The sequence below is a fragment of the Mesorhizobium sp. M1428 genome, assembly GCF_040317515.1.
In the GTDB taxonomy this organism is placed as follows: Bacteria; Pseudomonadota; Alphaproteobacteria; order Rhizobiales; family Rhizobiaceae; genus Mesorhizobium.
On record NZ_JAMYKT010000014.1, the window covers coordinates 48121 to 60357 of the forward strand.

Here is a 12237-nt window from a genome sequence, read left to right on the forward strand (position 1 = left end):
GCCGATTTGCGCCAACAAATTTTATCAGGATGGAAACCCGTGAAGGTCATCGCCAGCTCCTTACGCAAAGGCAACGTCGTCGAAAAGGACGGCAAGCTTTATGTGATCCTCTTTGCCGAAAACATTCATCCTGGCAAGGGTACGCCGGTCACCCAGCTCGACATGCGGCGTATCTCCGACGGGGTAAAGGTTTCCGAGCGTTACCGCACCACCGAGCAGGTCGAGCGCGCCTATGTCGAGGAGCGCGAGCACACGTTCCTCTACCGCGACGGCGAAGGCTTTCACTTCATGAATCCGGAGACTTACGACCAGGTCGCGGTGCCGGAAAGCGTGGTCGGCGACATGGCGCCTTATCTGGTCGAAGGCATGCCGGTGCAGATCTCGCAGTACAACAACATCGCCATCTCGCTGGTGCTGCCGCAGCGCGCCACTTTCGAGGTGGTCGAGACCGAGCCGGTGACCAAGGGCCAGACGGCGTCCTCGTCCTACAAGCCGGCAACGCTGTCCAACGGCGTGCGCACCCTGGTGCCGCCACACATCAGCGCCGGCACCCGCGTGGTGGTGATGACCGCCGATGGCGCCTATGTCGAGCGCGCGAAGGATTGAGGCGCGAAACCTGAAACGCCTCGCCGAAAACGTCGAGGCTGCCGGTCACGTCTTCCTCTTTGTGCCAGGGCTTCGCCTATTGCACGACGCCAGCGGGCAATCTCTGAGCCTCCAGCAACGCCGACCGCCCCTTTCGCCAGGTGCCAGGTGGAATGCCGACGAACTTTTTGAAGGCACGATTGAAGGCGGCTTCCGACTCGTAGCCGACCTCGGCCCCCGCTTGCGCGATGCTCATTTCGGGCCGTTCGAGCAAACGTCCTGCCAGTTGCAGACGCCAACGAGCAAGATAGTGCATGGGCGAGACCTCGACATAGTGGGTAAAGCGGCTCGCAAAGGCCGTGCGCGAGAGCCCTACTTCGCGGGCGAGCCGGTCCAATGTCCATTCCTCCCTGGGGCGAGCGTGGATGAGCCGGAGCGCCTCGCCGACATGTTGATCCCGCAGGCCTGACAGCCAGCCGCGCGAATCGTCGGGGAGGGTCTCGAGATGGCGGCGGATGATCTCGACGAACATCAGCTCGCTCAGCTTGGCGAGGATCGTTTCACAGCCCGCCCGCCCACTGCCACCTTCGGCCAGCGCCAGCCGAAAAAGGTCGATAACCCAGCTGCTTCCATCGGCGGGCTTGCGGGCACACAGGATGGCCGGCAACGCGGCGAGGAGAGGATTGAAGGGACGCGCATCGCAGCCAAGATACCCGCAAATGAACCGGGTCCGCTCGTCTCCACCGCCACCATGGATCACCGCGAACGGCAGGCTCTCGCCTATCGGCCGATAATACATCGCCATATTGGGTTCGCCCCGCGCCCCGGGCGAGGAGCTCAACACGTTCGGAACACCACCGGGGAAGACAACGACATCACCGGCGTTCACCAGCACCGGGGGCACCGAATCGTCTGCCAGCGCGGCCCAGCACGAGCCCGACATCACGGCATGAAAAGAAATGATGTGCTCTGCCTCCGGCATGACGGCGGCGGCAATGTCGGCCGTGCCCGGCGACTCGCCGACCCAGGGAGAGCTGGCGTCGACGTCGAAATAGATCGCACCGGTGAGGCGAACGGCTCGGAGCACATCGGAAAGGACATCCATGCACTACACCTCCGGAAACGATCGGCTGCTCCCTTTGACAACGCGTTTTTCGGCCAGGCATCTCGAACTATCCGGCAATACAGCCGCCCGAGCAACTACCCATCCGGTCTAATCCTCCTCTGAACGATCGGGCAACAAAAATGGACGATGTGACATTTGCGGGAACAACGGACGGGACTAGCGTTTCATCGACCGGCCGACAGGTCCACTAACGGGGAGGAATACCATGCACGATCAAGACATCACCAAATCCGCAGCAAGCCTGCGGATTCCGCGTCGAGAATTCATCACAAAGGGCAGCGCGGCGCTGGCGGGCCTAGCGGCATTCTTCGCGAGCCAACACGCCTATGCCTTTCCAAGCCGGCCCGGCGAGAAAGTCGTCAAATGGCTCGACCAACTGCCACCGAACCCGGTTCCGGAGGTCATCAAGAATCAGCTCGTTTGGGAGGATCTCGATTCCTGGGTAACGCCCAATGACAAGTTCTTTTCAATCGCGCATTTCAACCGGCCAGTCATCGACGCAGGCACCTGGAAGCTCGAAATCGGCGGCCTGGTCAAAAAGCCGACGACCCTGACGCTTGCCGATATCAAGGCACGGCCGCGCCAGGAAGTCACGTTCACGATCGAATGTTCGGGCAATACCGGCCTTCCGTTTTTCAATGGCGGCATCGGTAATGCGCGCTGGGCGGGTACGCCGCTCGCCCCGATCCTAAAGGAGGCCGGCGTCCTCGACAGCGGCATCGAAGTGGTCTTCTGGGCCGCCGACGAAGGCGAGATCAAGCGGACCGACGACGTCAAGTTCAAGCAGAATTTCGCGCGCAGCATGTCGCTGGCAGATGCGATGGACCCAAAGAATGTCCTTTGCTACGAGATGAACGGAGCTGCCCTACCGGCCGATAATGGCTTCCCGCTGCGGCTGATAGCGCCGGGCTGGTACGGGGTCGCCAACGTGAAATGGCTCAAGCGCATCGACGTGCGCGACCAGCGCTTCGAGAACCGGTTCATGGGACGCGACTACGTCACGCTCCGCGAGGAAGACCATAACGGCGAGACCGTGTGGGTAGAAACGTCCGTCGGACGGGCGCGCCTCAAATCGGCGCCGGCCCGGGTCACCCATATCGGCAACGATTACCGGATCGTCGGAGCCGCCTGGGGCGCGCCGATCGACCGGGTCGAGGTGAAGATCGACGATGGGCCGTGGATGCCGGCGACAATCGGCAGCGACGAGGCGGAATTCGCCTGGAAGATGTGGTCTCTTGACTGGCCCAAGCCTTCGCCCGGGGAGCACACCGTGACCTCGCGCGCGATCGACATGAGCGGCAACATTCAGCCGGCGATGAACGATCCGTGGATCGCCAAGAAACACACATATTGGGAAAGCAATGGCCAAGTGACGCGCCGCCTACGCGTCGACTGAGGATTTGGGCCAAGTGCGGCAATTGCGTCGGGCATTGCCGAATGAGCGTCAGACAGTTGGATGAGACCGCCTCGCGACACCGCAGCGGTTTCATGAAACTTGGCGGGAACATTGCGCTCGCAATCGTCCGGGACGGCGGTTTGAAGAGCGCAATATGGCCATATGAGCAAGCGCACATATGGCTGATCCTCCCCTGAACGATCGGGCAACAGAAATGGACGATGTGACATTTGCGGGAACAACGGACGGGACTAGCGTTTCATCAGCCGGCCGACAGGTCCAATAATAGGGAGGAATGTCATGCACGATGAAGATATCACCAAATTCGCAGCAAGCCTGCGGGGCGAAGTCATCCGCGCCGGCGACGCCAGCTATGACGAGGCCCGCAAGCTCTACAACGGCATGATCGACAAGCGGCCGCTGATCATCGCCCGCTGTGTGGACGTCGCAGACGTGATCGCAGCGGTGAATTTCGGCCGCGACAACAATTTGCTGGTTGCGGTACGTGGCGGCGGCCATAACGGACCCGGATTGGGGAGCTGCGACGACGGTCTGGTGATCGACCTGTCGGCGATGAACGGCGTGCGCGTCGATCCGGACGCCCGTACGGCGCGGGTGGGTCCGGGCTGCACCCAGGGCGACCTCGATCACGCCACCCATGCGTTTGGCCTGGCCGTACCGGCGGGCATCATCTCGACCACCGGGGTCGCCGGACTGACGCTGAGCGGCGGCCATGGCTATCTGACGCGCAAATATGGCCTGACCATCGACAATCTGGTCGAGGCCGATGTCGTGCTTGCCGACGGAAGCTTCGTCACCGCCAGCAAGGAGCGGAACCCCAACCTGTTCTGGGCGCTTCGCGGCGGCGGCGGCAATTTCGGCATCGTCACCAGCTTTGTGTTCCAGCTTCACCGGGTCAGCATGGTCTTTGCGGGGCCGATCGCATGGGATCAGCGCCACGCCCGTACCATCATGCAGCATTATCGCGAATTCCTGCCGAACGCGCCCGAAGAACTCGGCATCTTTCTCGGGCTCAAGACCATCCTCTCGAGCGCACCGTTCCCGGAAGAGTTTTGGGGAAAGCGGATGTGTCTGCTGATGTGCTGCTATAACGGCCCGGAGGACAAGGGCAGAGAGGCGCTGGCTCCGCTACTCGATGCGCTCCCCGCGCCTTGGTTCAATTGGATGGGAATGATGCCCTATCCCGCCGTGCAGAGCATGTTCGATGGGCTCTACCCGAAGGGAATGCAGTGGTACTGGCGGGGCGATTTCGTCAAGACGCTGTCCGACGAGGCGATCGACGCCCATCTCGAGCAGGCGGCGAAAACACCGAGCGAGCTATCGCTCATGCATCTCTATCCGATCGACGGCGCGGTCCATCGCGTCGGCAAAGACGAGACACCCTGGAATTACCGCGATGCGACCTGGTCGATGGTCATCGCCGGGATCGATCCGGACCCACAGAAAGCGGGACCGGTGACACGCTGGACCAAGGCCTACTGGGAGGCCGTGCATCCATTCGATCTGGGTGGCGCCTACCTGAACTTCATGATGGATGACGAGGGCGATGCAAGAATCAAGGCGGCATATGGCGATAACTACGAGCGCCTGGCCTCGCTGAAGAAGAAATACGACCCGAACAACCTCTTCCGGGTGAACCAGAACATCCGGCCGGCTGCTTGACGGCGGCCCTCGTCAGGCCGGCAAGTGTTGTATCGTACCGGCCGGCTCGGCCGGTACGATAGGTTGCCGGTCCGGACGCTCGCCGGCCTTGCAAGCGCGATACTCGGCCGGGCTCGGCCACCATGTTCCATGAGCCATGTCTGACATGCAGCAAAAGCGGTCGGCCCGCACGCTCAGGTCACCCGTAGCGCTGCTTCAACCGGCAAGCCCGGGAGTAGGCAAGGCGGTCAAAGGGATATGCCTCAGCGGCTGCTTCCCTTCAGGCCGATTGCGCCGGCAGCCTACCGACAATTCCACGCTTCGATGCGGACGTCCGACGTCACCACGACACCCTTCAGTCCTCCTCGAGCACCATATCCCCTTCAGAATTAGCTAAATTAGCAATTTCTTAAGTGCCTTTGGAACTTTGTAGCTTGCGTTCCATTTTCAACCGCATGCGAGATTCTGTGGTGCAACGGGCTGGAATGACGGTGAACAGGTCACCGCCGCGCTACTCGCTGGTCTTGCCCATATACAATGAAGAACAGGTGCTGCCTCGGCTGATCGAGCGGATCAGTTCGCTTATCCGCCGGCTGGACGGCGAAACGGAGGCCATCTTCGTCGATGACGGAAGCGTCGATGGAAGCGTCGAATACCTTCAAAAAGTGGTCGCCGCCGAGCCGCGCTTTCGGCTGATCGAATTTTCCCGCAATTTCGGCCACCAGGTGGCGATTACCGCCGGTATGGACGCCGCTGCGGGCGATGCCGTCATCGTCATGGATGCCGACCTGCAGGACCCGCCGGAAGTCGTTCTCGATCTGGTGGCTAAGTGGAAGGAAGGCTTTGAGATCGTCTATGCCCGCCGGGTCAAGCGCGACGGCGAATCCTGGTTCAAGGTCTTTACGGCAAGTCTATTCTATCGACTGCTGGAGCAAATGACCTCGGTCGATATTCCGCGCGACGTCGGCGACTTCCGCCTGGTCGGCCGCAAGGCCCTGGAAACCTTCAAGCGTATGCCCGAACATGACCGCTTCGTCAGGGGCATGTTCGGCTGGATGGGCTTCAAGCAGACGGCTGTGCCATTTGAGCGCCACGCGCGAACCCTGGGCCAGACCAAATACCCATTCTGGAAAATGATGCACCTCGCAGTTCACGGCATCGTCAGCTTCTCCGAGAAGCCGTTGCGCCTGGCGCTCTGGGGCGGATTGGCCATTTCCGCGCTTGCAGGGGCCTTCGGCGCCTACGCCGTCTTTGCCTGGTTTTTTGAAACCGGCATCATTGCCGGCTGGACATCAACCGTGGTGATCGTGTCGCTTCTGTGCGGGATTAATCTTTTCATGACCGGCGTGGTCGGACTCTATGTCGGCAGCATCCACGCCGAGGTCAAACGCCGCCCGCTTTATGTGATCGATCGGCTCACCGGCTTCGACGAGCCGATGCGTGCCGCCTCTGGTGAGCGCCGCCGGTCATTTCACAAGTCCAGGAGTGGAGTCCCCGCCAATGGCCGAACTCTTCGACAGCTATGAATCCGAATATGGCGAGGCGGTCGAAGGCTCCATCCGGTTTTCCGGGCTCAGCCACGACTTCTTCCTTGTCGCCAAGGCGGACCTGCTGCGGCGTCTGGTGGTCGAGCGAAAGCTTCGCCAGGGTGGGTCGGCTGTAAGGGCGCTGGATGTCGGCTGCGGCGTCGGTTCGCTCCACCCCTACCTCGACGGCGCTTTCGACAGCCTCGATGGCTGCGACGTGTCGGAGCAATCAATTTTGCGCGCCGGCCAGGACAATCCAGGTGTGACCTACAGGGCCTGCACCACGCCGAGACTGCCCTACGAGGATGGCGCGTTCGATCTGGCTTTCGCCAGTTGCGTCGTCCATCACGTTCCGCCCTCCTCCTGGCTCGATTTCTTCATGGAAATGCGGCGCGTCGTGCGGCCAGGCGGCGTCGCCTGTGTCATCGAGCACAACCCCTACAATCCGATGACGCGCCTTGCGGTGTTTCGGTGCCCTTTCGACCAGGACGCGGTCCTGCTCAACGCGGCGAGAGCAAGGTCTCTTTTTCAGGACACAGGCTTCAGGGACATCCGATCCGAGCATTTCCTGCTGCTGCCATCGGCAAGGCCCTTGGCCAGAAGAGTCGAGCGGGTATTCGCGCCTTTGCCGCTTGGGGCGCAGTATGCGTGCAGTGCGCATGTCTGAGCGCCGTTCGACCAGCAACGCCGGGCTGAGGCTACTGGCGCGTTTCGGGTCGGTCGGCATTGCTGCAACGATCCTGTATGCCGTGATGGCCACCGCTTTGGTAAAATCGCAACGGTTCGACCTCTCGCCGGTCGGTGCCTCGCTCGTAGCTTACACGGTAGCCGCCCTGTTTTCTTACCTCGCGCATAAGTTCGTAACCTTCGCGTCGAGCGGATCGCATCGAACTGAAGCTCCGCGTTTTTTCTTGCTGACGGCGACAGGCTTCGCCGTCGCCTACGCGGCGCCGGCGCTTCTGACGGCCAAACTCGGCCTGCCGCCGATCATTGCCATTCTGGTTACATGCCTGCTTGTTCCAGCGGTCAATCTTCTCATGCTCGACCGCTGGGTTTTTCAGCAGCGAAGACGCATCCAGCAGCGTGATCGCCCGCCCTAACTCGCCTCAATGGGATCGAGCCGTAACGACAACAATTTGATCGAGCGTTTGTAGATGTTGCTGGCGGCCGGAGTTTGCGGAATGCCGTCGAGGTAGTCGAAAGCTATGTCGAGTGTTTTAGCCTCGGCGAGAGTCGCTGGTGGGATGACGAACGAGACCGTTCGCGGCTCTTTGCCGGACAACGTCACCGCATGCACCCGAACGCCATTCACCAAAATCACCACTCTTTGCGTGACCTGTGGCGAGCGAATGACGGCGGCCATTTGCAGCGTGGCCGTCAGGCCGTCGCGGAGCGGCGATATCTTCAGGCGAAGCCGCGAAGTCTCGCCCAGCGAATGGGTGCCGTCGGCAACCGGGCCCGACCAGCCGCAGACCATCATGCCGGCTGTCTTTTTGGCGCCGTCGGACCGGAACGACACCGTCTCGCCAAGTGTGTAGCTGCCGACCGCATCGCGATTGAGACAGGTCGTTGTCCGATCAATGTAGTAGGCGCGGTAATCGGCGTTGACGTTCGGATTGAGAGCAAGCGTAAGGATGACGACCTCGGACCCGGCCAGAACCGCCGCGAGCGCGTAGCCGCCGACGAAGGCGGAGCGCCGATATGGGTCCGGAGTGCTAGACCAGGGCAAGATAGCCCCCGATCCATGCCACGGTCATGAAATAACAGGCGCCCAGGAAGAGAGCCAGAGCCGCAAGAAATGTCAGCTTCGACGCCGACAACAGCATGGCCAGCAACATTGTCAGAGGTGCAAGCCCAACGACGTATCTGACCATTGAGGCCAGGTTCGTGATCAGCGGCAGGATGATGCAACAGGCGCAGAACAACGCAGCGCCATATTGCCTGCGAACCGCCAGAACCGCCGATAGCGCCAGTCCTATGAGTGCGGCGAGCGCGCTCCATTGCGGGGCTGTGGGGAGCCATCCATCCGTCGGAACGGCCGAGAGCCCATCCCATATAAAGGCGAGCGGATTACCCGGCACCCGTCCAAACGCGCGCTGCACGTGCAGGAAGGCAAAGCCGTCGCCGACCGTCAGATAGAGGAACAGGATGTAGGCGAATAGACCGGCCGGCGAGATGAAGATCGCGACAAGCAGATCCGGTCGGCCGAGCAGCCAACGCGGGAACGACAGCGTCGACCCGCCCTTGGCGCGGTAATCCCTGAACATCTGAATGACGGTCGCGAATACAACAAGCACCCCGACAAGCCTGGTTGCCGACAGGAGAGCCGACGATAGTCCCGCGGCCAGATAGCTGGAGCGTTTGAGCGCCAGAAAAACGCACGACGTCAGGAGCACGAAAAGAGGTTCGGTCAGGAAAGTCGTGAAGTGATAGGAGAACGGGCCGCTGAGCAGAAAGGCGCAATACAGCACATAGGCGCGCATGTTCTTCTCGAGCAGCGGCCACGCCACCAGACAGGCGGCATAGCTGCACGCAATCGATGTGATCGATGCGACCAGGATGGTCGGAAAAGGGAAAACAGACCGGATGGCCGCCACCAGCATCGGATAGAGCGGGAAGAAGCCCCAGCGTCCGACATTGCTCTGGCCTGGAATGGGAAAGCGCTCATAGGCGAGTTCGGAAATGTCGACATACCACGCGCAATCCCAGCGGCAGAGCGCCTGGGCGTAGGCCGCGAAGCCTGCCTCCGACGAGACCGAAGTGAATGCGGCATAGCGAATGGCCAGTCCACTGACGACGAACAGCAACGGCACCGCCACGACGGCTACCGCAATAAAGCGGCGACCGGCGTTCGGACGCGCCACAGCTTCGAGCGCCAAAATCTGCCTCCACCCGTTCAAGTGGCCGGCGCCACTCAAAGCTAGATGACGCGCGCCCTGGCGAATTCAAGGCATGCATTGCGGCTCAATTCTGCGATACCTATCCGGCGTCCCCGAGCCAGACCAGCATCTCGCCGGGGTCGTGGTTGTCCCAGGCGAAATACGGCACAGCGGTGACCTTCGCTTCCTAGACCGCCGGCGGTTCGGTGCGGTACAGCCTCCTTCCCGGTTTTCGAATGCCTCCTCTTCGGCAATTGCCGACTGCGCCGGTGTATTCGGCCCTTGAGAATCCTTCAGCCTTCGGCAACATGGCGGCAGGGCTGAGAGCACGAGGATGAGCAAGGTCATTTCCGCCGCATCGCGGCGTCGGTCGGCGCCGCCCAAGTCACCGATGGCGCTGACCGAGGCGCTGGTCGCCCGCACCTTGCGGGCGGTCGAGGACGCCGGGCCGACGCCGGGCATGGTCTACATGACCGATGCCGATTACGCGCGCATTCGCGACGAGGTGCTGGCCGGCGCGCCGGCCGGGCCGGTGAAGCTGTTCGCCTATGGTTCACTGCTGTGGAAGCCGGCCGGCGAGGTCAGCGGTGGCGAACGGGCCGTGGCGACAGGCTGGCAACGTTCGTTCTGTTTTACGGTGCAACGCTTCAGGGGCACGGTCGAGCAGCCCGGCCTGATGATGGCGCTTGACCGCGGCGGCCAATGCCAGGGCATGGTCTTCGAGATCGCCGAGCCGGTGGCGGCCAATCTCGAAACGCTGCTGCGCCGCGAGATGACCATCCTGCCGTCCGTCAACGTGCCGCGCTGGCTGCAGGTCAGGACAAGCGACGGGATGGGCCAAGCGCTTGGTTTCGTTGTCGATCCCGCCAATCCACGCTATGCCGGCAAGCTCGAAAAGCGAGCGATAGCGGCGACCTTGGCCACGGCCGTCGGCCACTGGGGTTCGGGCGCCGAATATCTGTTCGAGACCATTCGCCATCTCGACGCCTGCGGCATCCGCGACCGCAATCTCTGGCAGCTGCAGGAACTTGTGGCCGAGGAGATCGGTCGGGCGCCGCCGTCGGGCTTCATTCGTCCCTGAGCCAGACCAGCATCTCGCCGGGGTCGCGGTTGTCCCAGGCGAAATACGGCACGGCGGTGACTTTCGCTTCCTCGATCGCCGGCGGTTCGGTGCGGTAGAGCCCCTCCTCCCAGTTTTCGAAAGCATCCTTCTTGGCAATCGCCGAAAGTGTCACGACGCCGCCCAGAAGGTTCGGCTGCTGATGCGCCTCGATGTCGGCCGTTCGCGGCAGAGCGATGCGATGCAGCTGGCTGGAATTGTCGGTCTCCTCGACGCAATAGATCAGCGGACCCCGCGCCAGCGCGACGCGGCCGATATCCTGCCGCACCTGCGGGTTGGCGTAGAGGCGATCGACGGCCATTTCGAGATCGAGCTCGACGCGGTCGCCCTTGCGCCATTCGCGGCGGATCGCGGCATAGCCGTCGCTGCTGATGGCAGCCAGATCGACATCTGCGCCGTTGACCTTGAGCGCTGCCTTGCGGCACCAGCCCGGCATGCGCAGATGCAAGGTGAACTCGGTCGGAGCTTCCGGTTCGACGGAGATCGAGACCGCGCCGTCCCACGGATAATTGCTGGTCTGGGTGAGCTCTATTTGCGTGCCCGCAATATCGAAACGAGCCGTGCCGTTTCCATAGAGATGGACGGCGAGTGCGTCGTCCGACAGGCCATAGAAATAGCTGCCGATCGAGGCGACCATGCGCCCGACATTTGGCGGGCAGCACGGGCAGCGATGCCATTTCCAGCGGTGGTGGGCGCCGCGGCTTTCGAGCGGGTTCTCGTAGAAGAACAGCGAGCCGTCGAGCGACAGGCCGGAGATCGAGCCGTTGTAGAGCGCCCGCTCCATGATGTCGGCGTAGCGCGCATTGGGACCCATGCCGAGCATGCGGCTTGCCCAGAACACCAGGCCGACCGAAGCGCAGGTCTCGGCGTAGGCGGTGTCGTTGGGCAGGTCGTAGTCGGCAGTAAAACCTTCATTGTGCGCCGACGGCCCGAGGCCGCCGGTGACATAGAGGTTCTTCGTCATGAGGTCGTCCCACAGCCGGTCGAGCGCCACCCGCAGCGTGTCGTCGCCATATTCGGTGGCGATGTCAGCCATGCCCGCATAGAGATACATCGCCCGCACCGCGTGACCGACGACCTTGTCCTGCTCTCGCACCGGCTTGTGCGACTGGTTATATTCGTAGGTCTTGAAATGATAGGCCTTGGGGTCGGCGCCGCGGGCGCGCGCCTCCTCGTCGAAATAGTGCGGCTGCTGGCCGCGCTGATCGATGAAATATCTGGCAAGCTCCATGTATTTGCGCTCGCCGGTCACCCGCGCCAGCTTGACCAGCGCCAGCTCGATCTCCTCATGGCCGCAATAGCCCTTCTTCTTGCCGGGCTCGGGACCGAACGTCTCGGCGATATGGTCGACATAACGGCACATGATGTCGAGCAGCTTGCGTTTGCCGGTGGCCTGGTAGTAAGCGACGGCGCCTTCGATCAGGTGGCCGGCGCAATAGAGCTCGTGGCAATCGCGCAGATTGGTCCAGCGCAGGCCGGGCTGGATGCGCTGGTACCAGCTCGACAGATAGCCGTCGGGCTGCTGCAGCCTGCCGTACATGTCGATGACGGCATCGATTTTCTTTTCGAGCTCGTCGTTGCGCCGGCGGTAGAGCGAATAGGCGGCGGTCTCGATGGTCTTGCCCCAATCGGAGTCCCAGAACATCTGAGTGGTCACCGTCGATCCGGTGAACTCGTTGCCGGCGGTGGCGGCCTCGTCCGGCGAGGGTGAGTGGAACGGAATGACGACGCCGGGCGACGGTCGGTCCGGGTCGATCTGCTCGAGCATGCACGCCTCGACGCAGCGATCGTAGAGGATGCCGGCGGTTTTTGAGGCGACGGCATCGACGCGGTCGCCCCAGAAGCCGCGCACGTCGACCTGCGGCACCGGCAGCGGGCGGAAGGCGAGTTTCGGCTTGGCGCCCTGACTGGCGGATTGCGATGCGGTCATCAATTTACTCCGT

General features: G+C 62.2%; 11 protein-coding genes and 1 pseudogene. 7 read left to right on the top strand and 5 right to left on the bottom strand.

Annotated elements, in window-relative coordinates; all coding sequences use genetic code 11:
- The first annotated feature begins 39 nt into the window (after positions 1–39).
- Complete coding sequence (gene efp, locus NKG60_RS20135) at positions 40–606, top strand: elongation factor P (protein WP_023674374.1); 567 nt, start codon at positions 40–42, stop codon at positions 604–606.
- A 76-nt stretch (positions 607–682) separates the two neighbouring features.
- Here the strand turns inward: efp and NKG60_RS20140 are convergent, their stop codons facing one another.
- Positions 683–1690 (bottom strand): AraC family transcriptional regulator, encoded by a 1008-nt coding sequence (locus NKG60_RS20140; protein ID WP_352975386.1) that lies wholly within the window; start codon positions 1688–1690, stop codon positions 683–685.
- Positions 1691–1916: 226 nt separating this feature from the next.
- Here NKG60_RS20140 and NKG60_RS20145 point away from each other — a divergent pair, with 226 nt between their 5' ends.
- From NKG60_RS20145 to NKG60_RS20165, 5 genes are all read left to right on the top strand, one after another.
- Complete coding sequence (locus tag NKG60_RS20145; protein WP_352663113.1) at positions 1917–3107, top strand: sulfite oxidase; 1191 nt, start codon at positions 1917–1919, stop codon at positions 3105–3107.
- A gap of 300 nt (positions 3108–3407) precedes the next feature.
- A complete protein-coding gene (locus NKG60_RS20150; protein WP_352663117.1) occupies positions 3408–4790 on the top strand; it encodes an FAD-binding oxidoreductase in 1383 nt (460 codons plus the stop codon).
- 464 nt (positions 4791–5254) lie between these two features.
- Positions 5255–6295 carry a glycosyltransferase family 2 protein gene (locus NKG60_RS20155; protein ID WP_352663366.1) on the top strand — a complete coding sequence of 347 codons (1041 nt, stop codon included), beginning with the start codon at positions 5255–5257 and terminating at the stop codon, positions 6293–6295.
- Positions 6270–6962, top strand: coding sequence for a class I SAM-dependent methyltransferase (locus tag NKG60_RS20160; protein WP_352663120.1), 693 nt, complete (start codon positions 6270–6272; stop codon positions 6960–6962). The genes NKG60_RS20155 and NKG60_RS20160 overlap by 26 nt, the downstream gene beginning before the upstream one ends.
- A complete protein-coding gene (locus NKG60_RS20165) occupies positions 6955–7395 on the top strand; it encodes a GtrA family protein (RefSeq protein WP_352663123.1) in 441 nt (146 codons plus the stop codon). Before NKG60_RS20160 ends, NKG60_RS20165 begins: the two co-directional genes overlap by 8 nt.
- Here the strand turns inward: NKG60_RS20165 and NKG60_RS20170 are convergent.
- The 3 genes and pseudogenes from NKG60_RS20170 to NKG60_RS20180 form a co-directional block, all read right to left on the bottom strand.
- Entirely contained in the window at positions 7392–8024 is a 633-nt protein-coding gene (locus tag NKG60_RS20170; RefSeq protein ID WP_352663126.1) for a hypothetical protein, read from the bottom strand. The two genes, NKG60_RS20165 and NKG60_RS20170, sit on opposite strands and share 4 nt — an antisense overlap.
- The gene (locus tag NKG60_RS20175) at positions 8011–9174 is read right to left on the bottom strand and encodes a putative hexosyltransferase (protein ID WP_352663129.1); all 1164 of its coding nucleotides are present in this window, start codon (positions 9172–9174) and stop codon (positions 8011–8013) included. Before NKG60_RS20175 ends, NKG60_RS20170 begins: the two co-directional genes overlap by 14 nt.
- A 100-nt stretch (positions 9175–9274) precedes the next feature.
- Positions 9275–9352: pseudogene (locus tag NKG60_RS20180) on the bottom strand (hypothetical protein); the annotation flags it as partial.
- A gap of 156 nt (positions 9353–9508) precedes the next feature.
- On the opposite strand from NKG60_RS20180, the gene NKG60_RS20185 reads away from it, so the two are divergent.
- Complete coding sequence (locus NKG60_RS20185) at positions 9509–10255, top strand: gamma-glutamylcyclotransferase (RefSeq protein ID WP_352975389.1); 747 nt, start codon at positions 9509–9511, stop codon at positions 10253–10255.
- Here the strand turns inward: NKG60_RS20185 and NKG60_RS20190 are convergent.
- Positions 10242–12224 carry a glycoside hydrolase family 127 protein gene (locus NKG60_RS20190; protein ID WP_352868078.1) on the bottom strand — a complete coding sequence of 661 codons (1983 nt, stop codon included), beginning with the start codon at positions 12222–12224 and terminating at the stop codon, positions 10242–10244. The two genes, NKG60_RS20185 and NKG60_RS20190, sit on opposite strands and share 14 nt — an antisense overlap.
- Positions 12225–12237: the final 13 nt, after the last annotated feature.